Origin of the sequence: Streptomyces sp. NPDC056835, assembly GCF_042789485.1 — a bacterium.
GTDB lineage: Bacteria > Actinomycetota > Actinomycetes > Streptomycetales > Streptomycetaceae > Streptomyces.
The window spans coordinates 1-21,642 of record NZ_JBHUBB010000019.1 but is presented as its reverse complement, the minus strand read 5'-3'; the positions used below and the strand labels follow the sequence as shown (position 1 = coordinate 21,642).

Sequence of the window (21,642 nt, the reverse complement as noted above, 5' to 3'; positions counted from 1 at the left end):
CGCAGGGCCCACCACCCGCAGGCCGCAACGAACCCGCCCCACCCACGGATCCCCTCCGGAGACCCCTCCCCTCGGCACGAACCCAAACCCGCACCCGAACCTGGGATCGGTAGGTCCCTCCGCGCCCCTAGCGTCCACCTCGCCAGGCAACACACCGCACCACGCCACGGGAGGCAGTACGTCATGGGAATCTTCGGGAAGCGCAAGAGCCGTGAAGAGCGCGCCGCCGAGATCGCGAACAAGGTGGCCAGCGGCAAGGGGTTCTATGGACGGACCACGCGCGCGTTCGTCGGCCGCGAGGACTTCGCCAAGCTTCAGGGGGCGATCGGCGCGCACAACTCCGCTGCCGACGTTCAGCAGTTGCTCGCCATGGGCGCGCCGACCACCGTCGCCGTCGTCGTATCGATCAGTGACACGGGCAAGCTGGTCAACTTCGATCCCATTGTGGACCTGGTCGTCCAGCCGGCCGGAGCCACCAACCACGACCACGACCACGGCAACGTCGCGCTCCAGACCATCGTCTCGAAGCTGGCGATCCCGCGCACCGGCGACCAGGTGCTCCTGGTCGCCGACCCCGCGCGGCCCGGTGGTTTCCTCTACGCCGGGATGGCGTGACCGGGTCCCCGGGGTCTCTCCCCCGGGGACCCCGTTCCTACAGGAACGAGTTGACCTGGATCGTCTCCGTACGGCCCGGACCCACGCCGATCGCCGAGATCGGCGCTCCCGACATCGCCTCCAGCGCCTTCACGTAATCCTGCGCGTTCTTCGGCAGGTCGGCGAAGGTCTTCGCCTTCGTGATGTCCTCGGACCAGCCCGGCAGGTACTCGTACACCGGCTTCGCGTGGTGGAAGTCCGTCTGGCTGTACGGAAGTTCCTCGACTCGCTTGCCGTCGATCTCGTACGCCACGCACACCGGGATCCGCTCCCAGCCCGTGAGCACGTCCAGCTTGGTGAGGAAGAAGTCCGTCAGGCCGTTGACCCGCGTCGCGTAGCGCGCGATCACCGCGTCGAACCAGCCGCAGCGGCGGTCGCGGCCCGTCGTGACGCCCCGTTCGCCGCCGATGCGGCGCAGCGCCTCGCCGTCCTCGTCGAACAGCTCGGTCGGGAACGGTCCGGCGCCGACGCGCGTCGTGTACGCCTTGAGGATGCCGATGACCCGGCTGATCTTCGTCGGCCCCACCCCCGAGCCCGTGCAGGCACCGCCCGCCGTCGGGTTGGACGAGGTGACGAAGGGGTACGTGCCGTGGTCCACGTCGAGCAGCGTGCCCTGGCCGCCCTCGAAGAGGACGACCTTGCCCTCGTCGATCGCGTTGTTGAGGATCAGCGTCGTGTCCGCGACGTACGGCTTGAGCTGGTCCGCGAACGTCAGCAGCTCTTCCACGACCTTGCCGGACTCTATGGCACGCCGGTTGAAGACCTTCGCGAGCAGCTGGTTCTTGGACTCCAGCGCCGCTTCGACCTTCTGCTCCAGGATCGACTCGTCGTAGAGGTCCTGGACGCGGATACCGGTGCGGTTGATCTTGTCCGCGTACGTCGGGCCGATGCCGCGGCCGGTCGTACCGATCTTCCGCTTACCGAGGAACCGTTCCGTCACCTTGTCGACGGTTACGTTGTACGGCGTGATCAGGTGCGCGTTACCACTGATCAGCAGTTTGGACGTGTCGACACCGCGCTCGTTGAGCCCGCTCAGCTCGGAGAGCAGGACGGCCGGGTCGACGACCACTCCATTGCCGATCACCGGGGTGCACCCCGGGGAGAGGATTCCGGAAGGGAGAAGATGCAGTGCGTACTTCTGGTCGCCCACGACGACCGTATGGCCGGCGTTGTTGCCGCCCTGATAGCGCACGACATAGTCCACGGACCCACCGAGCAGGTCGGTGGCCTTTCCCTTGCCTTCGTCACCCCACTGAGCACCGAGCAGCACAAGTGCGGGCACAGGCGTACACCCCTTCCGGGCGGGGCATGTCCAAGGCCAGGGGGCGCGCAAACGCCGTTCATACGGCGCGTGTACGCCATATCTACGCGTATGACACCGTACGACGTTGTACGACGCGGTCCTGACCGTCGAACCGGATGCCCCGGAATAGACGAAGCCCCTGGCGCAATAGCGCAAGGGGCTCTTGCACAAAGATGCTACCCGAGGAAGGACCGAGGTGTCGGCTGCAGAGCCCGCCGAGAACGGTGCGCGACAGCTTCTGGTGGTCATCGACCCCTTCGCCCGCAGGACCGACGGCGAATCGGTCCGGATCGCGAAGGACGTGCTGAGCGCGGGTGCGGGGGTGAAGCTCTGTCTCCCCGACGGACCCGAGGAATTCGCGCGGGCGCTGGCCCGGCGGGGCAGCAGACGGCCGGTGGTCGTGGGCGACGACCGGGCGCTGTTGCGGACCGTCGCCCTCCTCCACCGGGAACGGGAACTGGCCTCCGGGGCGCTGTCGCTGGTGCCGATCGGCGCCTCCGTCGAGCTGGCCCGCTCCCTGGGCGTGCCCACGGGCGCGGTGGCGGCGGCGCGGGCCGTGCTGGACGGTGTGGCGCGCCGGCTCGATCTGCTGGTCGACGACAGCGACGGGGTGGTGCTGGGGGATCTGCGGATCCCGGCGCTGCCCGCGACGGGCGCGGTCCCCGCGGCGTCGGTGGGATCGGTCTGGCACACCTGCCGCTCCCTGGTCCGTACGCTCGTACGGCCGGTCCCGCAGGTGTTCGCGGCACATACGCACCACCGGCTGAGGGTCGAGGCGGACGGCATAGTGCTGAACGATCTGGACGAGCCGGTCGAGGGCGTACAGGTGTCTTCCCGTGGGGGCCGTGCCGAGGTCGTGATCCGTACGCACGCCTCGGACGAGCCGGTCCGCGCCAGCGCACTGTCCGTCACGGTCTCGGGCGCGGACTTCCGCTACCGCGCGGACACCCGGGTCACGGGGCCGGTACGGACCCGGACCTGGACCCTCCGGCCGGAGGCGTGGCAGCTGACGCTTCCGGCGGCGACGGGCTCGGGGGCCGGGGCGGGCTCCAGGTAGTCTCGGCCTCCGGTTCGAAGCCCGGGGGGGCACATCAAGCCCGGGGGGGGGCACATCAATGGGGGACAACGCGTCGCAGCGCCCTGCGCTGGATGTCACGGACACGGCCGAGGCACTGGGCCGCTACCACGCGCGCGGGGTTATGTTCGCGGGCCGCGGTCTGGTGATGCTGGCCGGCAGCGGGATCATCGGCCTGATCGCGGCCGGCCTGGGCCTGGACTCAGTGGTCTCGCTGGTCCCGAACCTGGTGGGGCTGTCGCTGGCCACGCTGGGTTTGGGCCTCCTCGCCCGCCGGCTTTCCGGCCGGATGCGGCGTCACCTGGCGGCGGCCCCCTGGACCGTCTGCGTCGCCGTATCGATCCCGCGCGGATGGCGGGCCGCGACGGTGGTGCTGCGGGACCCCGCGACCGGGGAGCTCTGGCCACTGACCGTGTGGGCGATATGGGGCCTGAACCAGCCGGTCGTCCATCGCCCCCCGGGCGGCGTCCTGTGGTGGTGCGGCGACCCCCGGACCGGCGGGGTGATCGCGCTTCCGGGCGGTACGGGGCTGTGCTGGACGCGAGCGGTACGGGGAAGCGGGGCGCGGCGGTCGGCCGTACAGCGGGCGGAGCGGGCCGGGCTGCTGGAACAGCCCATGCCGCCCATGCCGCACACATCGGACGAACCGCACACGTCGGACGCACCGGACGCGCCACGCTGGGCGGCGATGTCGAAGGCCGCACCCCGTCGCCGCCGGGGCGTCTTCCGCTGGATCCTGCTGGTGGGAGTGGCCCTTCTCGGCCTGGGTATCGCCGGGTCCACCGCCGCGTCCAAGGACCCGCAGATCGATCTGACCGTGATCAGCCAGCAGCCCGACGGCACCTGTGAGGTGCGATGGTCCGACCCTTGGAGCGGAGCGCGGCACGAGGGCCCCTTCCGCTGTGACCCGGACCGCGATCCGCTACTGGAGGACTGGTGGACCGGCTGGGTGGTCTCGTACGGCCCGTGGAAGGGCGATCTCTACGACTCCGACTGGCGGGGCACTCCCGCCAATGACGTGAACGACGCCCTGCTCCTGGCCGGTGCGGCACTGACGCTGACGGGCCTGGTGGGCCTGGTGAGGGGCGCTGTCAAACGCGTGTACCGGCCGGAGCCCGCCGACCGACGGCCCGAGCCCACCGACCGACGGCCCGAGCCCACCGGCTGAGGCCATGGGCGGGCCCGCCGCTCAGGCCCTGTCCCCGCGCGCGGGGACGCCCTCGGCCTCCTCCACGCGCTTGGTCTCCTGGTAGTCCTTCCAGCGGTCCATCAGCGCGAGCAGTTCCTGCTGAAGGAACTCGAAGAACTCGACCGTCTCCGCCACCCGCGCCCCCGCCGGGGTGTCGCGGCCGAGCGTCTCGGCGCCCGCGCGCAGGGTGTTCTCCCAGCGGCTCAGTACGGAGTCGCGCTGGGTGATGGTGACGTACCAGCCCTGGTCGTGCAGCCGGTAGCGGTCCCGGCGCGAGCCGGGGTCGCGTTCCCTGCCGACCATGCTGACCTGCGTGAGATAGCGGACCGCCCCCGAGACGGCCGCGGGGCTGATCCGCAACTTCTCGCTCAGCTCGGCGGAGGTCATGCTCGCGTCGTCCGAGGTGAGCAGCGCCGCGAAGACCCGGGAGGCCGTGCGCTGCATCCCCGCCTCGGTCATGTCGGCCGCGAAGCGCTCCACGAAGCGGGACACGGCCTCCTCATCCCGCCGCGTACCGTCCTCGCCCGCGCTCCCGCCCACGCTCTCACTCCCGTTCGCGCCCCGGCGCCGGCCCTCGCGGCTCTGGTCCTCGCTACTCATCGGCCCATCGTCTCCCCTGCTCGGCGACCACCTCGATCTTAACCCGAACCCTTTTTACGCTTCCTTAACTTCACAACTTTGTGAAAGTCACGTACGTTCCGAAGCATGACGAAGGCAATCACCGTCGCCGGACTGCACAAGTCGTTCGGCCGGACGCACGCGCTGGACGGCCTTGACCTCGCCGTCGAGACCGGCGAGGTCCATGGCTTCCTCGGCCCCAACGGAGCCGGCAAGTCCACCACCATCAGAGTCCTCCTCGGGCTGCTGCGCGCCGACTCCGGCGCGGCCCAGCTGCTCGGCCGGGACCCGTGGAAGGACGCGGTCGAACTGCACCGGCGCGTGGCCTACGTACCCGGGGACGTGACCCTGTGGCGGAACCTCTCCGGTGGCGAGGTCATCGACCTGTACGGGCGGCTGCGTGGAGGGCTGGACCCGGCGCGGCGGGCGGATCTCGTCGAGCGCTTCGAGCTGGACCCCACCAAGAAGGGCCGTACGTACTCCAAGGGCAACCGCCAGAAGGTCGCCCTCGTCGCCGCGTTCGCCTCGGACGTCGATCTGCTGATCCTCGACGAGCCGACCTCCGGGCTCGACCCGCTGATGGAGGAGGTCTTCCAGCGGTGCGTCGAGGAGGAGCGCGACCGGGGCAGGACCGTGCTCCTCTCCAGCCATGTGCTGAGCGAGGTCGAGGCGCTCTGCGACCGGGTGAGCATCATCCGCAAGGGCGTGACCGTCGAGTCGGGTTCGCTCTCCGAGCTGCGCCATCTGACCCGTACGAGCGTGAGCGCGGAGCTCTCCGGCGAGCCGAACGGACTGGGCCGGCTCCCCGGCGTGCACGACCTCGACATCCAGGGGAAGCGGGTCAGGCTCCAGGTCGACACCGACAAGCTGGACGCCGTACTGCGCTCGCTCTCCGCGTCCGGCATCCGCACACTGACCAGCACCCCGCCCACCCTGGAGGAGCTGTTCATGCGCCACTACGCGGCCGATGGCGCCCACACGGCCGACGACGTACACGCGGCCGGCGGGGCGGTCGCGTCATGACCGCCACCGCCCTGGCCGTACCGATGGCGCGCACCGGCGGCACCCGTCAACTCGCCGGTACCGGAACGCTGTTGAGGCTCGCCCTGCGCCGGGACCGGATCATCCTCCCGGTGTGGGTGGTGATGCTCGGCGCCTCGTTCCTGTCCGTCACGCAGTCCGTGGCGACGCTGTACGACACGGACGCCAAACGGGCCGACCTCATCCAGTCGATGTCCGCCAACGGCTCGCTGCGCGCCCTGTACGGACCGGTCTTCAGCGACTCCGTGGGCGGGCTCACCTCCTGGCGCATGATCGCCTTCGGGGCCGCGCTCGCGGCGGTGATGAGCCTGATCGTCGTCGTACGGCACACCCGGGAGGAAGAGGAGACGGGCCGTCAGGAGATGCTTTCGGCGGCGATGGTCGGGCGCCGGGCACCGCTGACCGCCGCGCTGCTCACGGCGCTGATCGCCAACGCCGCGCTGGTCCTGGCGGTCACCGCCGGGCTCGTCGGCAACGGGCAGACCGCCGCCGGTTCGCTGGCGCTCGGGCTCGCGACCGGCGGGGTCGGCATGCTCTTCGCCTGCACCGCAGCCATCGCCGCGCAGATCACCGAGAACGCCCGGCTCGCGAAGGGGCTGACGGCCGCCGTCATCGGCGCCGCGTTCGTACTCAAGGCGGCGGGCGACGCGTCGACCGACGACGGTTCGTCCGTACTGACCTGGCTCTCCCCGCTCGGCTGGGCCGAGAACGTACGCGCCTTCGCCGACGAACGCTGGTGGGTGCTGCTGGTCCTGCTGGCCGCGATCGCCGTACAGGCGGTCCTCGCGTACACCCTGGCGGGCCGGCGCGACCTCGGCATGAGCTTCCTGCCCGCGCGGCCCGGACCCGCGACGGGCGCGCTCGCCACGGCGGGCGGGCTCGCGTGGCGCCTCCAGCGCGGCAGCGTGTTCGGCTGGGGAATCGGCTTCCTGCTCGCCGGGATCATGTTCGGCGGTATCACGGACGGCGCGGCGGAGCTGGTCGGCGACAACCAGGGGACCCAACAGATCATCCAGCGGATGGGCGGGCAGCAGGGACTGACCGACGCCTTCCTGGCCGCGATGGTCGGCATGCTGGGCATGGTCGCGGCGCTGTACGTGGTCGCGTCCGTGCTGCGGCTGTACGCCGAGGAGACCGGCCGGCGAGCGGAACCGGTCCTCGCGGGCGCGGTCGGCCGGCTCCGCTGGGCCGCCGGGCATCTGGCGATCGCCTTCGGCGGCGCGGTCCTGATCATGGCGCTCGGCGGTCTCGGCCTGTTCCTCGGATACGGCGACGACCTGCCGGGCATCCTCGGCGCCGCTCTGGTCCAACTGCCCGCGATCTGGGTCCTGGGCGCGCTGGCGGTCCTGCTGTACGGGGTCTTCCCGAAGGCGGCCGTGGCCGCGTGGGGAGTCGCGGGCCTGGCCCTGGCCCTGGGCTGGATCGGCCCGGCACTGGATCTGCCGCGGTCGGTGATGAACCTGTCGCCGTTCGGACATCTGCCGAAGCTGCCGGGCGGGGAGATGGCGTGGACACCGGCGGTGGTGCTGACCGCGCTGGCGGTTGCGCTGGTGGGGGCGGGACTGGCGGGGCTGCGGCGCCGCGACCTGCTGACCTGACCCGCCCCGACCCGAGATGGGCGTCGGCCCGCCTTGTCCACAGGCTGTGGACAAGGCGGGCCGATGTGTGACGCCGCGCGCGTCAGCGGACGTAGTCCTCCAGCTCTTCGGTGTCGAGTTCAATGCCGACCGGGGAGGGAAGCGTGACCTTCTTGCCGAAATCCACCGCGTGGCGACGGCCATACCCATCCGCCGCCGGATCACTGTGCACGGTGACCGCGCAGTGGTCGCGATTGATCAGCAGATAGAGCGGGATGCCCGCGGCGGCGTAGGCGGCGGGCTCCTCCTTGCGGTCCCGTCGGTCCGTGTCCCAGTCGTACGACGTGACTTCGACCACCATCAGCACACGTGCCGGGTCGGCCCAGTCGTTCTGTCCGAGGAAGCTCTTCCTCGGGGCGAGGACCGCATCCGGTTTGGCCCTGCCCTTGCGGTAGGTCTCGACCTCAAGACCCAACTCACCACCGGCATACAGCCACACGTCCGGCCGGGTTTGCAGACAGCGTTCCTGTAGCCACCTGATGATCTCGCTGTGGTCGCCGTCCGTCATGCCCTTGAACCCGATCCGTCCGTTGATGAACTCCAACCTGACGGTGTCGGTTTGCCCCTCGATGAGTTTGGCGATCTCCTCGAACTCCTCGACGGACATCTGGGCCGCGCGCTCTGCCATAACTGTCATGGTGCACCTCCTGTCAGGCGGACACCAGCGTGACGGGCCCTCGCGCGGACGAAACGGTTCCTTCCGGTGCGATCACCCGCGCGAGTGATCAAATGACCGGTACTCGCCACCCCACTCGGCGCCGGCCGCCTCAGCTCGGTGTCACCAAGCGCGCCTCGTACGCGAATACCGCCGCCTGCGTACGGTCCCGCAGCCCCAGCTTCACCAGGATGCGACTGACATGCGTCTTGATCGTGGACTCCGCGACCACCAGATGCTCGGCGATCTCCGCGTTCGACAGGCCCTGCGCGATCAGGACCAGGACCTCCGTCTCGCGCTCCGTGAGATCGCCTATCCGGGCCATCGCCGGGGCGCGCGGGGTCTCCGAGAGTTTGGAGAACTCCGTGATCAGGCGGCGGGTGACGGTCGGTGCGAGCAGTGCCTCGCCGGAGGCCACCACCTGTACGCCGTCCGCCAGTTGGCGGGCCGAGGCGTCCTTCAGCAGGAAGCCGGAGGCACCGGCGCGCAGCGCCTGGTAGACGTATTCGTCGAGGTCGAAGGTGGTCAGCACGAGGACCTTCGCGTCGGCGTCCGCCGCGACGATCTCGCGGGTCGCCTCGATGCCGTTCAGCTCCGGCATCCGGATGTCCATCAGCACCACGTCGGGGTGGAGCACGGCGACCTGGCTCACCGCCTCGCGGCCGTTCACCGCCTCGCCGATGACCTCGATGTCCGGCATCGCGTTCAGCAGGACCGAGAAGCCCTCGCGGACCATCACCTGATCGTCGACGATCAGTACCCGGATGGTCATGACGCGTCCTCGTCCCGCACGGCGGCCACCGGAATGAAGGCCGCGACCTCGTAGCCGCCGTCCTCCAGGAGGTCAGCGGTCATCTCACCGTTGAGCATCGTGACACGCTCCCGCATCCCCGTGATGCCGTGCCCGGAGCCGGGCGACGGTTTGACCAGGCCGCGCGGCGGAGTGTTCACGATCCGCAGGCCGAGCCCGCCCAGCACGTACGAGATCTCGACCCGCGCGGTCGAGCCGGGCGCGTGCCGGAGCGCGTTGCTGAGGGCTTCCTGGACGATGCGGTACGCCGACAGCTCGACGCCCTGCGGCAGCGTGCGCACCGATCCGGTGATCGTCTTCTCCACGGTCAGCCCCGCGTCGCGGACATTCCCGAGCAGCCCGTCGAGATCGGCGAGCGTGGGCTGCGGGGCGTCGGGGGCCTCGTAGTCCTCCGCCCGTACGACCCCGAGGACCCGGCGCAGCTCCGTCAGCGCGGCCACGGCGTTCTCCCGGATCGTGATGAACGCCTGCTCCAGCTCCGGCGGCGGGTTCTCCACCCGGTACGGGGCGGCCTCGGCCTGGATCGCGACGACCGACATGTGGTGGGCGACCACATCGTGCAGCTCGCGGGCGATGGTGGTGCGCTCCTCCAGCAGCGTGCGCCGGTCGCGTTCGACGGCGGTGACGCTCTGCTGCGCCGCGACCTCCTGCTCCGCCTCCCGGCGGACATGCAGCACGGTCACGGTCAGCAGGACGAGTGCGGAGAGGAAGAGCATCATCACCGAGGTGGAGGCTCCTCCGGGCCCGTAGCCGCGGTTGAAAAGGATCTCCGCGCAGAACGCGTACACCGCCGTGAGCGCCCACATATAGGCGCCGGTGCGCGGGCGGGTACGGATCGCGGCCACCGTCAGCACGGTGAGGTAACCGAGGAAACTGGCGGCCCCCCACGGCCATTCGCCGTACGCGAAGGCACCCAGCACGGCGGATGCCCCCATCGCCAGCCACAGGGCGCCGACCGGCCTGGCCATGGTGAGCAGGACCGGGATCGCCGGAAGGAGGCCGAACAGACTGCCCTCCTCGGCGAAGCCGACGAACATCACCATCAGCGCGCTCGCCGTGATCAGGGCGTGCGGGGTCCAGGCCGCGTACTCACGTATCCGGCCAGGCAGCCGGCGGGTGATCGGGCCTTCCGTCCGCATGGGCTTGAGCGGACGGTAGACGAAGGCATCGTGGAAGAGGTCCTGGCGCATGCCCTCAAGCGCTCCCATGGCCAAGCGGAACTCGGGGCTCCGGGTCTTCCCGGTATCTGTCTCGGTCACGTTGCCACGGTAAGCGGAGGGAAGGACGGGGTCGTCACCAGCGAAGCGGATCCTTGCCCGTCCGTCCCAGGTACTACTGCGTGTCCCCGGCTCCCACCAGGTAGGACGCGTGCCGGAGGCGGGTGGGGGCGGTCGGGGGCGCCGGAGGCGGCCGGGGGGGGCGGCCGGGGTCAGGCCCGGGGGGGCGGCCGGGGTCAGGCCCGGGGACGGCCGGAGGTGGCCGAGGTCAGGCCCGGGGGGGGCGGCCGGGGTCAGGCCCGGAACGCCGCCGCGTGCTCCGCCGCCCACTGCGCGAACGTACGGGCCGGGCTGCCGGTGACCTCCTCGACGGTGCCGACCACGGTCCTGCCCTCGGGCGGGGTGTCCCGGTACACCATGATCAGGAAGTCGATCACTTCCTCCGGTTGGCCCGCCGCGCGCCACCGCTCCTTCGCCGTCTCCTCGCTCAGCTCCACGAGCGCGATCTCCCGGCCCCGGGCCGCCGCCAGCGCGTCCACCTTGTCCTGGACGGTGAGCGTCTCGGGCCCGGTGAGCAGATACGTACGGCCCGCGTGCCCCTCCTCGGTGAGCGCGACCGCCGCGACCGCGTCGATGTCGGCCTCGTGGATCATGGCGCTCAGCCGGCCGGTGAACGGCTCGGCCACGGTGTCCTCCGTACGGATCGCCTCGGCCCACTCCAGCGCGTTGGCCATGAACTCGACGGGCTGCATCACGGTCCAGTCCAGCTCACTCGCCTCGACGGCCCGCTGGAGCGCGGTCTCCTCGCCACCGAAGAGGACGGTGGCCCGCCGTACGCCGGCCTTCCGCGCCAGCTCCACGATCTCGGGTCCGGTCTCCAGTGGCGCGAACATCGCCCCGCCGAAGGTGATCAGATGCATCCCGGTGACGCCTTCGAGGGCGGGGGCGAGGCTCGCGGGGTCGGTGAGGTCACCGCGTACGACTTCGACGCGCGAGTCCCCGGTCGGGACGTCCGCGAGGAGGACGGTCCTCGCCTTCTCGGGGTCACGGGTGAGCGCGCGGACGGTGTGACCGCGGCGGAGGAGTTCGGCGACGACTTGCCGGCCCACGGTTCCGGTGGCACCGGTCACGAGCACGGTCTGGCTGGTGTTCTTGGTCATGGGGAGACCGTAGGGAGACTTGCGGTCAGTTCCGGTCCGCGATCCGTCAGTTCCCGACCGCGATCCGTAGTTCCCGACCGCGACCACCAGTTCCCGACCGCGATCCGTCCGGGCCTCTCCACTGCCTCGGGACCGGCCCTGGGCCTCACCAGGCGAGCTGGGCGATCTCCTCCGCCACCACGGCGCACGCGTCCGCCGCCGGGTCGATCAGCGGGAAGTGGCCGACCTCCTCCAGCAGCGTGAGCCCCACCATCTCGCCCGCCCGGCCGGCCGCCTCCACGAACGCCTCGGAGACCGCGTACGGCACGGTGAGGTCCGTACGGCCCTGGACGACCGCCGTCGCGATCCCCGTCGGCAGCAGCGCCGCCGGGTCCGCGCTCTCCCTGCGCTGCTTGAACTCCTCCTCGCCGCCCAGCAGTTGGACGGGCGCCCCACCGCACACGTCCAGCTCCACAGCGCGTACGAGATCCGCGATCGGCGCCAGCGCGACGACCCCGCGCAGCGGCGGGGGCTCCGGCAGCCGCCACGGCGAGCCCACCGGCAGCACATGCCGGGCCGCCGCCCACAGCGCGAGATGGCCGCCCGCGGAGTGGCCGGTCAGCACGGTCCGCCGCGCGTCGGCCTGCGGCAGCGCGCCGGCGGCCAGCGCGGGCAGCGCGTCCATCGCCGCGGCCACATCGTCGAACGTCTCGGGCCAGCGCCCCGCCACCGGCGGCCCGTCGCCCTGCTGCGGGATCGCGGGACCCCGCCGGTACGCGACATTGGCGACGGCGAATCCGCGGCGGGCCAGGAAGTCCGCGAAGGGGGTCAGGTGCGTACGGTCGTACGGCGCGCGCCAGGCGCCGCCGTGCAGAACGACGACCAGCGGCACGCGCTCCTGGTTGCCCCGGGGGGCGTAGAAGTCGATCACCTGATCAGGGTGCTCGCCGTACGCGGCGGTGGCATCGGGCCGGACGACCGGATGGGAGAAGACCGATTCGGTCTCTGCGGCGTCACGAGCAAGGGCATCGTGCGCGGCGGGGTCCGGCATCTTGCTCCAACCTTTCGGTACGGGGGCCGAATTGACCTGATCAGCGGGGACGCTATCAGCCCAGCGGGGGCCTGATCACCCCGATCCCCGGCGGCCGCACGGGCGACCGCCGGGTCACTGTGGCCTCAGGTGTCACGCCCGTCGGCCCAACCCTCCACCGGGCCCTGCACCCGGCCCTTCACCGCGTCCTCGGCCGGCACCTCGGTCAGGACCTCACCGAGGACCCTCGCCGCCCGTTCCGCGTCGGCGAAACCCGTATAGAGCGGGGTGAATCCGAAGCGCAGCACGTCCGGCCTGCGCAGATCCCCGACGATCCCCCGGGCGATGAGCTCCGCCATGACGGCAGGCGCCTCGGCGCAGCGCAGCGCGATCTGGCTGCCGCGCTCGGCGTGCGCGGCGGGCGTGAGCGACCGGACCCGGCCCGGCGGCGCGTACGCCTCCACGCACTCCAGGAAGAAGTCCGTGAGCGCCAGGCTCTTCTCCCGTACCGCCGCCAGGCTCACCCCTTCCCAGACGTCGAGTGCCGCCTCCAGGGCCAGCATGGAGAGGATGTCGGGGGTGCCGACCCGGCCCCGTAGCGCACCGTCCGCCGCCGCGAAGTCCGAGGACATCGCGAACGGGTCGGTGTGCGAGTTCCAGCCGGGCAGCGGGGAGTCGAAGCGTGCCTGGTGGCGCTCGGCGACGTAAAGGAAGGCGGGCGAACCGGGCCCGCCGTTCAGGTACTTGTACGTGCAGCCCACCGCGAGGTCCACGCCGTGCTCGTCCAGACCGACCGGCAGGGCGCCCGCGCTGTGGCAGATGTCCCAGACGGCGAGCGCTCCGGCCTCGTGCACGGCGGCGGTGATCCCGGGGAGGTCGTGCAGCCGGCCGGTCCGGAAGTCGACATGGTTGACGAGGACGACGGCGGTACGCGGTCCGAGCGCGCCGAGCAGGTTCTCGGGGTCGACGGGGACGATCGGCAGGCCGGTCATCCGGGCCGCCGACCGTGCGATATATCCGTCCGTGGGGAAGGTGGTGGCATCGACGACGATCTCGTCCCTGGCCGGCTCGGCCGGATCCAGCAGCCGTACCGCGCCCACCACGGCTTTGAAGACATTGACACTGGTGGAGTCGCCGACCACGATCCGGCCCGGCCCCGCGCCCACGAGCGGCGCGATCCGGTCGCCGATCCGCTCGGGCGCGGTCCACCAGCCGCTCTCGGTCCAGGAGCGGATACGCAGCTCGCCCCACTGGCGGGTGATCACGTCCTGTACGCGCTCGGGGACATGGCGGGGCAGCGCGCCCAGCGAGTTCCCGTCGAGATAGACGGAGTCGTCGTGGAGGGTGAACAGCTCGCGCAGTGGGGCCAGTTCGTCGGCGGAGTCCAGCATCGCGGCCTGTACGGCGAGGGAGTCCCGGGACGCGTGGCGTTCACGGCGTTCACGGGTTCTTGAGGTCTCGTGTGAGCCGGACTCGTGCGACTTGGTCTCGTGTGACTCGGGCTCGTGTGAGCCGGGCTCGTGTGACTCAGACATGGCTGCGCGCCGTCCACAGCTCGGGGAACACGTTCTTCGCGGCCCGCTTCTCCAGCCAGGCCACGCCCGCGGAGCCGCCCGTACCGGTCTTGGAACCCATCGCCCGCCTCGTCGCCACCAGATGGTCGTTGCGCCATCGCCACACCAGCTCGCCGACATCCGTCAACGCCTCACCGAGCCTGATGAGTTCGGTGTGCTGATCGGACTCGCCGTATATCCCGGCCCAGATCTCCTCGACCGCCCGCGACGGCTCGTACCGCTGCGCGAGATCACGGTCAAGCACCTCCGCGGGCACCGGCAGCCCGCGCCGGGCGAGCAGCCGCAGGACCTCGTCGTACAGGCTGGGCTCCTGGAGCGCCTTCTCCAGCTCGGCGTGGACGCGCGGCGCGCCCCGGTGCGGGACGAGCATCGACGCCGACTTGTCGCCGAGCAGGAACTCCATACGCCGGTACATCGCCGACTGGAAGCCGGAGCCCTCGCCGAGCGCGCCGCGGTACGAGTTGAACTGCGCGGGCGTCAGCCCGGCGAGCGGCTTCCAGGAGGCGTTCAGCGCTTCCAGCTCGCGTACGGACCGCTTGAGCGCGTCGATCGCCACCGGGATCCGGTCCTCGCGCAGCGCGCGGGACGCGGTCTCCCACTCGTGGACGAGGACGGTGAACCACAGCTCCATGACCTGTGTCGTGACGAGGAAGACCATCTCGCCGGGGTCGTCGGAGCGCGGGTGCTGCAGATGGGTGAGGACGTCCGCCTGGACGTAGTCCTCGTACGGGGTGGTCCCGGCGAAGTCGAGATTCGGGGCTTCCGAACCGGCTTCGGGGACATCGGGGGCGTGCGACATCTCTGTCTCCTCGATATGTGCTGCCGGGTAGCGGTCCGCCCCTTCCGTGTTGGTTACGGAGCCCCGGTCCCCTCCCGGCATCATAATCCGGGGTCAGAGCTCGGGGCCTGTGATGTACTTCCCGTTCTTGTCGTACGGCCAGGCGTTGGACTCGCAGCCGTCCAGGCCCTTGATCTGCTGCATCATCACCGGGGCGGGCCGGCCGGGACCGGAGCAGCCCAGATGCACATGCAGGCCGATCTCATGGCCGACCTCGTGGTTGATGATCAGATGCCGGTATTCGGAGGCCGGCCCGTCGAACGTCGGGGAGCCCAGGACCCAGCGGCGCAGATTGACCACGACGCCGTCCACGGTCTCGCAGTTCAGCTCGCCGTGGGTGTCGAGTCCCTGGGCGCCGCAGAGCTTGTCGGCGGTGTCCGGGGTGGCGATACGGATGACGAAGTCGGCGTTCGCGGAGACCAGCTGGAAGGAGCCCCGGCCGTGCGCGGCCCAGCCGCGCGGATGGGCGAGGATCCGCTCGATCTCGGCCGCCGCGTCCTTCGCGGAGAGGTCGATCCCGTTCTCGACCTGGACGCGGTAGCGGCGCAGCGGCCCTTCGCCGACCGGGTCGCCGTGCGTCCGCGCGGTGGTGAAGGTGCCGGGGCCCGAGGCGGGGACTCGGGGCGGCGCTTCCGGGGACTCGTCCTCGGCGGGGTCGACGCTGGGCGACGGGGGTGACGGGGGCGACGGGGGCGGGGGCTTCGGGGACGAGGGCTCCGGGGACGGCGCGGCGGGCGGCGCGATCATCACGTCTGCGGTCGTGGTGGCCCCGCTCTCCCCCGTATCACCGCCTCCCCAAGAGGCGAGGGCGGCACCCGCGCCGAGGATTACGGCGACCAGGCCCAGTCCCGCCGGAACCAGCCGGGCGAGCGGACGGCCGCGACCGCGGCGCCTCCCGCGTACGCGGGCACGGACACGGTCTCGACCGCGTCGGCCTATTCGGCGGACGGCAGCACGCTTACCCAAAACGAACGTCTCCCCTGGTGCGACCGGTGTTGGGGGGAGAGGCGGGGTGGGGGTGCCTCTGTGCCGGTCGGGCTGATGATCTGCTGTGCGCGCGATCGATCAAACCGAAGGCCCGCGCCCTTGATGACGGACGGGGCCTTCGATGGGTTCCGCTTGGGAACGATCAGCGACGATCAGCGGCGATCAGCCGCTTGCCGGCCGCTCGTCGGCCGCTCGTCGGCCGCTCGTCGGCCGCTCGTCGGCCGCTCGTCGGCCGCTCGTCGGCCGCTCGTCGGCCGCTCGTCGGCCGCGAGGGAACGGGCCAGGGAGACGCCGGTCAGCCGAGAGTGTCGGCCGCGAGCGGCGAGGAGTCCCGCAGGAACGTCGAGCAGCGCTCGTACTCGTCCTGCTCCCCGATCGCCTGCGCGGCGCGGGCGAGCGCGTGCAGGGCGCGCAGGAAGCCGCGGTTCGGCTCGTGCTCCCACGGCACCGGGCCGTGCCCCTTCCATCCGCTGCGCCGCAGGGAGTCGAGCCCGCGGTGGTAACCGGTCCTGGCGTACGCGTACGACTCGACGACATGGCCGTTCTCGAACGCGCCGTCGGCGAGCTGTGCCCAGGCCAGCGAGGAAGTCGGATATTTCGCGGCGACGTCGGCGGGCGGCGTGCCGTTCGCGAGCAGCTCACGCGGCTCGGGATCGTCGGGCAGCTGAGTGGGGGGCGGTCCCCCCAGCAGGTTTTCATGGATGGCCATACCTACAGTCTGCCTTGCCCCGGCCCGGCGGACCCCGTGTCCCCACCCCTGCCCGGGCCCCCGCTCGAACCCCTGCCCGGACCCCCGCCCCGCCCCCCGCTCGAACCGCCGCCGGATCCGCCCCCGGGCCCCCCGCCCGTACCGCCGCCGGGCCCGCCGTCACCGCCGGTCGCGCCGACCCCGCCGTCGGCCACTCCCTCCCCGGCCAGCCCCTCCAGGGGCGGTGCGGACAGCCCGCAGTTCACCCGGCACTCCGGCTCGGGCCGGCCGGCCACGGCCTTCGGCGTACGTACCGTCGCCCAGGCGATCAGCGCGCCCGCCACCAGCACCCCCGCGCAGATCGGCATCGCACGGCGGAAGGTGGCGTCGAACTGCGTCGCCGAGTGGTACGCCTCCGGACCCGTGCCCGTCAGCAGCGGCAGCGCGGCCACCGCGAGCAGGCCCGCCGCACGGGCCGCCGCGTTGTTGATGCCACTGGCCAGACCGGCCCGCGCGTTGTCCACGGAGGCCAGCACCGTCGCCGTCAGAGGCGCGACCAGCGTCACCATGCCCATCCCCATCACCACCAGCGCGGGCAGCACATCCGCGAGATACGAGGCGCCCAGGCCCACCCGCAGCATCAGCAGCAGCCCGGCCGCGCACAGCAGCGGCCCCACGGTGAGCGGGATCCGCGGACCGATCCGCTCCGCGAGCCCGCCGGAGCGCGCGGAGAACAACAGCATCAGTACGGTCGTCGGCAGCAGCGCCGCCCCCGCGCCCAGCGCCGAGTACCCGACAACCACCTGGAGCTGGAGCGCGGCGAGGAAGAAGAAGCCGCCGAACCCGGCGTACACGCAGAGCGTCACCAGATTCACCGCGGTGAACTGCCGCGAAGCGAAGATCGACAGCGGCAGCATCGGGTCCGGCCTATGCCGCTCGACCAGTACGAAGGCGACCGCGACCAGCACCCCCGCCACCCCCGACCAGGCATCCTTGCCGATCAGCGCGTACGTGATCAGCGCCAGCGCCGCCGCGCCGAGGAACGCGCCCAGCACATCGAACCGGCCGTGCTGCGCCGGATCCCTGGTCTCCGGTACGTGGCGCAGCGCCACCGGTACGCACAGCGCGGCCAGCGGCACATTGATCAGGAACACCCAGCGCCAGCCGGGACCGTCGACCAGCCAGCCGCCGAGAAACGGGCCGACCGCCGCGCCGACCCCGCCGAGCCCCGACCAGACCCCGACGGCCCGCGCGCGGTCGTCCGGGTGGAAGCTCGACTGAATGATCGCGAGCGAGCCCGGTACGAGCAGCGCCCCGCCCACACCCTGTAGGGCGCGGGCGATGATCAGCACCAGGGCGTTCGGCGCGACCCCGCACAGCAGCGAGCCGCACGCGAACCAGACGACCCCGATCACAAAGATCCGCCGTCTGCCGTGCCGGTCGCCGAGCGATCCGCCCAGCAGGATCAGCCCGGCCAGCGTGAGCGTGTAGGCGTTGACGGTCCACTGAAGGTCCGCGAGATCCGCGTTGAGGGAGTCCCCGATGTGCGGCAGCGCGACATTGACGACGGTGGAGTCCAGCAGGGCCATGGTCGAGCCGAGCACCGTCGTCAGAATGACCCAGCGTCCCTTGGCGGAGGACAGCCTGATGTCCATACGGGGATCATCCTCGCCCCGAAGCCCGGTGGCGACCCGGCGGACGGTATGGAAAGGGCCCGACATCGTGACCGATGCCGGGCCCGCCGTACGGGAATTACCGCTCCCGCGCGTTACTTCAGCTTGGTGCCCGTGGAACGCAGCGCGCCGCACGCCTCGGTGACGCGCTTGGCCATGCCCGCCTCGGCCAGCTTGCCCCAGGTGCGCGGGTCGTAGGTCTTCTTGGAGCCGACCTCGCCGTCGACCTTCAGCACGCCGTCGTAGTTCTTCAGCATGTGGTCCGCGACGGGACGCGTGAAGGCGTACTGGGTGTCGGTGTCGAGGTTCATCTTCACGACGCCGTTCTCCAGCGCGGTGGCGATCTCCTCGGCCGTGGAGCCGGAGCCGCCGTGGAAGACGAAGTCGAAGGGCTGGCTGCCGACGGCCTTGCCGTACTTGGCGCTCACGCCGTCCTGGAGGTCCTTCAGCAGCTCGGGGCGGAGCACGACATTGCCCGGCTTGTAGACGCCGTGGACATTGCCGAAGGACGCGGCCAGCAGGTAGCGGCCCTTCTCGCCGAGGCCGAGCGCCTCGGCGGTGCGCAGCGCGTCATCGACGGTGGTGTACAGCTCGTCGTTGATCTCGTGGCTGACGCCGTCCTCCTCGCCGCCGGTCGGGGTGATCTCGACCTCAAGGATGATCTTGGCGGCTGCGGCCCTGGCAAGCAGCTCCTCGCCGATGGCCAGGTTGTCGGCCAGGGTCTCGGCGGAGCCGTCCCACATATGCGACTGGAAGAGCGGGTTACGGCCGGCCGCGACCCGCTCGGCGGAGATGTCGAGCAGCGGACGGACATAGCCGTCGAGCTTGTCCTTGGGACAGTGGTCGGTGTGCAGCGCGACGGTGATGTCGTACTTCGCGGCGACGATATGCGCGAACTCGGCGAGGGCGACCGCACCGGTCACCATGTCCTTGTTGTACTGGCCGCCCAGGAACTCCGCACCACCCGTGGACATCTGGATGATGCCGTCGCTCTCGGCCTCCGCGAAACCACGCAGCGCGGCGTGCAGGGTCTGGGACGAGGTCACATTGATGGCCGGGTAGGCGAACTTGCCTGCCTTCGCCCGATCGAGCATCTCGGCGTAGACCTCGGGGGTTGCGATGGGCATCGGGCCGCTCCTTGTGATGTGCGGGTGAGAGGTGCTTGTCCCTGACCTGGGGGCGACGTCATCGTCACCCCCATCTTTCCAGACTCCTGTACGGACTCCACCCGGGTCCCGGCTGTTTCACGTGAAACGGCCGGGATCCGGACGTAAGCCAAGCTCAGCCGAGACCCAGTTCATCCAGCGCATAGACATTGAGGTACGGAAGGCCCGCCTCCGCGATCGCCGGAGCGGCGCCCCGCTCCACGATGACCGCGACCGCGACGACCTCGCCGCCGGCCTCACGTACCGCCTCGACCGCCGTCAGCGGCGAGCCGCCCGTGGTCGAGGTGTCCTCGACCACCAGACAGCGGCGTCCCTTGACGTCCGTGCCCTCGATCCGGCGCTGCAGGCCATGCGCCTTCTGCGCCTTGCGGACGACGAACGCGTCGAGCCGCTGCCCGCGCGCGGCGGCGGCGTGCAGCATCGAGGTCGCCACCGGGTCGGCCCCCAGCGTCAGCCCCCCGACGCAGTCGAAGTCCAGATCGGCGGTGGTGTCGAGCATGACCTGACCGACCAGCGGTGCGGCATGACCGTCCAGCGTGATCCGGCGCAGGTCGATGTACCAGTCGGCCTCAAGCCCCGAGGAGAGGGTCACCTTGCCGTGCACCACGGCCTTGTCCTTGATCAGTTGCAGCAGCTCAGCCCGTACGTCAGTCATGCCCACGAGCTTAAGTGCTCTGTTCAGAGCCGCCGCCAACGCCAGGTCGCGGCGATCTCCAGCGGCTCCACCGGGGTGACCAGCCGGGGCGCGGTATTGAGCCCGTTCGGCGGACCCGACTGCGGCTCCACACAGACCGCCTCCGCCTGTTCGTCGTAGACCACGACCCACTCGGCGCGGCTCGTGACCTTCAGTTCCAGCCGCTCGGGCCAGGTCAGGGTCACATCGACACCGTCGGGCATCCCGAAGCAGTCGTCCCACGGGCCGGGGCGCGGCGTGATCCTGCGCCCGGTGGGCAGATGGTCGCTCCCGCGCTCCTCCTGCCAGGCGGGCTCGAAGTCGACACGCACCTCGCTCTCGCCCAGATCCCGCAGAAACCACGGGTGCCAGCCGGCCTGGGCCGGGAAGGACGTGTCGTACGTCTCCACGCCCAGCCCCAGCGTCAGCGAGTCCTCGGTCAGCTCGAACGTCTGGGTTACCCGGCCGCTGTAGGGCCAGGGGTCGACGAGGTCATACGTGAACACCGCCTCGCTCCCGGCCACCCGCGCGGCACGCCAGGCCGTGTCCCGGCCGGTGCCATGGATCGCGTGCGGCGGGGAGTTGAGCGGCATCTGATGGACGACCCCGCCGTTGCGGAACTGACCGTTCTCGATCCGCCCACACCAGGGCACCATCGGGAAGCAGCCGTACCGCTCGCCCTGGCGCAACAGTTCGGTCCCGCCGACGCGCAGACTGCTGATCCGGCAGCCGTTCGCCGGGGTGATGGTCAACTCGGCGTCGCCCGCCGCCAGTCGGATGCTCTCTTCGCTGCTACTCACACCACGACACTACTTGCGCCGACGCAGTGCCCGTCCGACCACCACGGCGGAGGCGAGCGCGAGCGCGGCGGCGGGCGCGACCCAGCGCAGCGTGGCCCGCGCGCCACCGGTGTCGGGAGCGGGCACGGGCGCGTAACGCCCACGCGGCGGCGCATGATCCACTTCCTCCGCGCTGCGCCCGATCATGGTGCGGCGCGCATGCGCGGCCTCGGCCGGCGGCTCGTCCGGAATGATGAAGTCCCCCTCCCCGGAGACGGTCTCCCCGTCAAGGCCCGGCGACTCGGGCCCGAACTCCGGCAGCACCTCGGCCACCTCCGGCGGCTCCGTCTCCTCCCCCAGCCGCGCGACGAAACGGTCCAGCAGCCGACGCGCCGCGGCGATCGTCGTCTCGGCGGGCAACTCCGCGAGCCGGCCCTCCGAACGCGATCCGCCCGTGAAGGCGAGCGTCGTACCGTCCGGCGTCTCCATCAGCCGCACGGTGAGCGTCAACTTGGCGGAGCCCGAACCCCGGACCTCCTCGCCCTCGCCCTCCACCTCGAAGACACCGTCCCGCTCAACTAGCGTGAGCGCGCCCCGATAGGTGATCGTGTGACCGCCGATACGCACCTTCATACGCCCGGAGAGCGGCCCGGCCGACTCCTCCGCGTCATGCTGAAGCCCAGGCACACAACGGGCGACGCGCACGGGATCCCCAAGCGCCTGCCGAAGAGCCTCTGCCGTGACCGGAACGAACACCTCATGCTCCATAAGTCCCGAGCGTAGCGCCGCACGCCCCCCAACGGGGTGCGCCTTCCGGCGGGGGGTGCGGTCCGGCCGTCTTTGGCTGGGGCCGGTGGTCGTGTGCGGGTTGTTGCCGGGGTGCGCCGTCCGGCGG

21 protein-coding genes are annotated in these 21,642 nt (G+C 71.1%); 5 read left to right on the top strand and 16 right to left on the bottom strand.

Going from position 1 to position 21,642, the window contains the following annotated elements; translation table 11 throughout:
* Window positions 1-183 precede the first annotated feature (183 nt).
* Window positions 184-615: a hypothetical protein gene (locus ACFRMN_RS22120; RefSeq protein ID WP_383022149.1), complete on the top strand. Its 432-nt coding sequence runs from the start codon at window positions 184-186 to the stop codon at window positions 613-615.
* 37 nt (window positions 616-652) lie between these two features.
* Here the strand turns inward: ACFRMN_RS22120 and ACFRMN_RS22115 are convergent, their stop codons facing one another.
* Window positions 653-1,936, bottom strand: a complete 1,284-nt coding sequence (locus ACFRMN_RS22115) for an adenylosuccinate synthase (protein ID WP_383022147.1) — start codon at window positions 1,934-1,936, stop codon at window positions 653-655.
* A 217-nt stretch (window positions 1,937-2,153) separates the two neighbouring features.
* On the opposite strand from ACFRMN_RS22115, the gene ACFRMN_RS22110 reads away from it, so the two are divergent.
* Together ACFRMN_RS22110 and ACFRMN_RS22105 are read left to right on the top strand one after the other, a co-directional pair.
* Window positions 2,154-3,014: a diacylglycerol kinase gene (locus ACFRMN_RS22110; protein ID WP_383022146.1), complete on the top strand. Its 861-nt coding sequence runs from the start codon at window positions 2,154-2,156 to the stop codon at window positions 3,012-3,014.
* 58 nt (window positions 3,015-3,072) lie between these two features.
* Entirely contained in the window at window positions 3,073-4,200 is a 1,128-nt protein-coding gene (locus ACFRMN_RS22105) for a hypothetical protein (RefSeq protein WP_383022144.1), read from the top strand.
* 21 nt (window positions 4,201-4,221) lie between these two features.
* Here the strand turns inward: ACFRMN_RS22105 and ACFRMN_RS22100 are convergent, their stop codons facing one another.
* Window positions 4,222-4,821, bottom strand: coding sequence for a GbsR/MarR family transcriptional regulator (locus tag ACFRMN_RS22100; RefSeq protein WP_383022142.1), 600 nt, complete (start codon window positions 4,819-4,821; stop codon window positions 4,222-4,224).
* Between the two features lie 105 nt (window positions 4,822-4,926).
* On the opposite strand from ACFRMN_RS22100, the gene ACFRMN_RS22095 reads away from it, so the two are divergent.
* Together ACFRMN_RS22095 and ACFRMN_RS22090 are read left to right on the top strand one after the other, a co-directional pair.
* A complete protein-coding gene (locus ACFRMN_RS22095; protein WP_383022140.1) occupies window positions 4,927-5,862 on the top strand; it encodes an ATP-binding cassette domain-containing protein in 936 nt (311 codons plus the stop codon).
* Window positions 5,859-7,478 (top strand): ABC transporter permease, encoded by a 1,620-nt coding sequence (locus ACFRMN_RS22090; protein WP_383022139.1) that lies wholly within the window; start codon window positions 5,859-5,861, stop codon window positions 7,476-7,478. Before ACFRMN_RS22095 ends, ACFRMN_RS22090 begins: the two co-directional genes overlap by 4 nt.
* 82 nt (window positions 7,479-7,560) lie before the next feature.
* Here the strand turns inward: ACFRMN_RS22090 and ACFRMN_RS22085 are convergent, their stop codons facing one another.
* From ACFRMN_RS22085 to ACFRMN_RS22020, 14 genes are all read right to left on the bottom strand, one after another.
* Complete coding sequence (locus ACFRMN_RS22085) at window positions 7,561-8,154, bottom strand: Uma2 family endonuclease (protein ID WP_383022137.1); 594 nt, start codon at window positions 8,152-8,154, stop codon at window positions 7,561-7,563.
* A gap of 130 nt (window positions 8,155-8,284) precedes the next feature.
* Window positions 8,285-8,944 (bottom strand): response regulator, encoded by a 660-nt coding sequence (locus ACFRMN_RS22080; RefSeq protein WP_383022135.1) that lies wholly within the window; start codon window positions 8,942-8,944, stop codon window positions 8,285-8,287.
* A complete protein-coding gene (locus ACFRMN_RS22075) occupies window positions 8,941-10,191 on the bottom strand; it encodes a sensor histidine kinase (protein WP_383022341.1) in 1,251 nt (416 codons plus the stop codon). Before ACFRMN_RS22075 ends, ACFRMN_RS22080 begins: the two co-directional genes overlap by 4 nt.
* A gap of 302 nt (window positions 10,192-10,493) precedes the next feature.
* Window positions 10,494-11,360, bottom strand: a complete 867-nt coding sequence (locus ACFRMN_RS22070) for an SDR family NAD(P)-dependent oxidoreductase (protein WP_383022134.1) — start codon at window positions 11,358-11,360, stop codon at window positions 10,494-10,496.
* 145 nt (window positions 11,361-11,505) lie between these two features.
* Entirely contained in the window at window positions 11,506-12,390 is an 885-nt protein-coding gene (locus tag ACFRMN_RS22065) for an alpha/beta hydrolase family protein (RefSeq protein ID WP_383022132.1), read from the bottom strand.
* Window positions 12,391-12,515: 125 nt separating this feature from the next.
* Window positions 12,516-13,760, bottom strand: a complete 1,245-nt coding sequence (gene kynU / locus ACFRMN_RS22060; protein ID WP_383022339.1) for a kynureninase — start codon at window positions 13,758-13,760, stop codon at window positions 12,516-12,518.
* A 136-nt stretch (window positions 13,761-13,896) separates the two neighbouring features.
* Entirely contained in the window at window positions 13,897-14,742 is an 846-nt protein-coding gene (locus tag ACFRMN_RS22055; protein ID WP_383022131.1) for a tryptophan 2,3-dioxygenase family protein, read from the bottom strand.
* Between the two features lie 93 nt (window positions 14,743-14,835).
* Window positions 14,836-15,528 carry a DUF3152 domain-containing protein gene (locus tag ACFRMN_RS22050; protein ID WP_383022130.1) on the bottom strand — a complete coding sequence of 231 codons (693 nt, stop codon included), beginning with the start codon at window positions 15,526-15,528 and terminating at the stop codon, window positions 14,836-14,838.
* A 535-nt stretch (window positions 15,529-16,063) separates the two neighbouring features.
* Complete coding sequence (locus ACFRMN_RS22045) at window positions 16,064-16,477, bottom strand: DUF3151 domain-containing protein (RefSeq protein WP_383022128.1); 414 nt, start codon at window positions 16,475-16,477, stop codon at window positions 16,064-16,066.
* Between the two features lie 2 nt (window positions 16,478-16,479).
* Complete coding sequence (locus ACFRMN_RS22040) at window positions 16,480-18,111, bottom strand: MFS transporter (RefSeq protein WP_383022127.1); 1,632 nt, start codon at window positions 18,109-18,111, stop codon at window positions 16,480-16,482.
* A 113-nt stretch (window positions 18,112-18,224) separates the two neighbouring features.
* A complete protein-coding gene (fbaA, locus tag ACFRMN_RS22035) occupies window positions 18,225-19,256 on the bottom strand; it encodes a class II fructose-bisphosphate aldolase (protein ID WP_383022125.1) in 1,032 nt (343 codons plus the stop codon).
* A gap of 154 nt (window positions 19,257-19,410) precedes the next feature.
* Window positions 19,411-19,950 carry an orotate phosphoribosyltransferase gene (gene pyrE, locus ACFRMN_RS22030; RefSeq protein WP_383022124.1) on the bottom strand — a complete coding sequence of 180 codons (540 nt, stop codon included), beginning with the start codon at window positions 19,948-19,950 and terminating at the stop codon, window positions 19,411-19,413.
* Between the two features lie 23 nt (window positions 19,951-19,973).
* Window positions 19,974-20,768: an aldose 1-epimerase gene (locus ACFRMN_RS22025; RefSeq protein WP_383022122.1), complete on the bottom strand. Its 795-nt coding sequence runs from the start codon at window positions 20,766-20,768 to the stop codon at window positions 19,974-19,976.
* A gap of 9 nt (window positions 20,769-20,777) precedes the next feature.
* Window positions 20,778-21,515, bottom strand: a complete 738-nt coding sequence (locus ACFRMN_RS22020) for an SRPBCC domain-containing protein (protein WP_383022120.1) — start codon at window positions 21,513-21,515, stop codon at window positions 20,778-20,780.
* Window positions 21,516-21,642: the final 127 nt, after the last annotated feature.

Excerpts from the sequence above, each read along its gene's own strand:
- ACFRMN_RS22120 (WP_383022149.1), top strand. The coding sequence starts at position 184 with ATGGGAATCTTCGGGAAGCGCAAGAGCCGTGAAGAGCGCGCCGCCGAG.
- ACFRMN_RS22105 (WP_383022144.1), top strand. The coding sequence starts at position 3,073 with ATGGGGGACAACGCGTCGCAGCGCCCTGCGCTGGATGTCACGGACACG.
- ACFRMN_RS22100 (WP_383022142.1), bottom strand. The coding sequence starts at position 4,821 with ATGAGTAGCGAGGACCAGAGCCGCGAGGGCCGGCGCCGGGGCGCGAAC.
- ACFRMN_RS22095 (WP_383022140.1), top strand. The coding sequence starts at position 4,927 with ATGACGAAGGCAATCACCGTCGCCGGACTGCACAAGTCGTTCGGCCGG.
- ACFRMN_RS22090 (WP_383022139.1), top strand. The coding sequence starts at position 5,859 with ATGACCGCCACCGCCCTGGCCGTACCGATGGCGCGCACCGGCGGCACC.
- ACFRMN_RS22085 (WP_383022137.1), bottom strand. The coding sequence starts at position 8,154 with ATGACAGTTATGGCAGAGCGCGCGGCCCAGATGTCCGTCGAGGAGTTC.
- ACFRMN_RS22080 (WP_383022135.1), bottom strand. The coding sequence starts at position 8,944 with ATGACCATCCGGGTACTGATCGTCGACGATCAGGTGATGGTCCGCGAG.
- ACFRMN_RS22075 (WP_383022341.1), bottom strand. The coding sequence starts at position 10,191 with ATGGGAGCGCTTGAGGGCATGCGCCAGGACCTCTTCCACGATGCCTTC.
- ACFRMN_RS22070 (WP_383022134.1), bottom strand. The coding sequence starts at position 11,360 with ATGACCAAGAACACCAGCCAGACCGTGCTCGTGACCGGTGCCACCGGA.
- ACFRMN_RS22065 (WP_383022132.1), bottom strand. The coding sequence starts at position 12,390 with ATGCCGGACCCCGCCGCGCACGATGCCCTTGCTCGTGACGCCGCAGAG.
- kynU (WP_383022339.1), bottom strand. The coding sequence starts at position 13,760 with ATGCTGGACTCCGCCGACGAACTGGCCCCACTGCGCGAGCTGTTCACC.
- ACFRMN_RS22055 (WP_383022131.1), bottom strand. The coding sequence starts at position 14,742 with ATGTCGCACGCCCCCGATGTCCCCGAAGCCGGTTCGGAAGCCCCGAAT.
- ACFRMN_RS22050 (WP_383022130.1), bottom strand. The coding sequence starts at position 15,528 with ATGATCGCGCCGCCCGCCGCGCCGTCCCCGGAGCCCTCGTCCCCGAAG.
- ACFRMN_RS22045 (WP_383022128.1), bottom strand. The coding sequence starts at position 16,477 with ATGGCCATCCATGAAAACCTGCTGGGGGGACCGCCCCCCACTCAGCTG.
- ACFRMN_RS22040 (WP_383022127.1), bottom strand. The coding sequence starts at position 18,111 with ATGGACATCAGGCTGTCCTCCGCCAAGGGACGCTGGGTCATTCTGACG.
- fbaA (WP_383022125.1), bottom strand. The coding sequence starts at position 19,256 with ATGCCCATCGCAACCCCCGAGGTCTACGCCGAGATGCTCGATCGGGCG.
- pyrE (WP_383022124.1), bottom strand. The coding sequence starts at position 19,950 with ATGACTGACGTACGGGCTGAGCTGCTGCAACTGATCAAGGACAAGGCC.
- ACFRMN_RS22020 (WP_383022120.1), bottom strand. The coding sequence starts at position 21,515 with ATGGAGCATGAGGTGTTCGTTCCGGTCACGGCAGAGGCTCTTCGGCAG.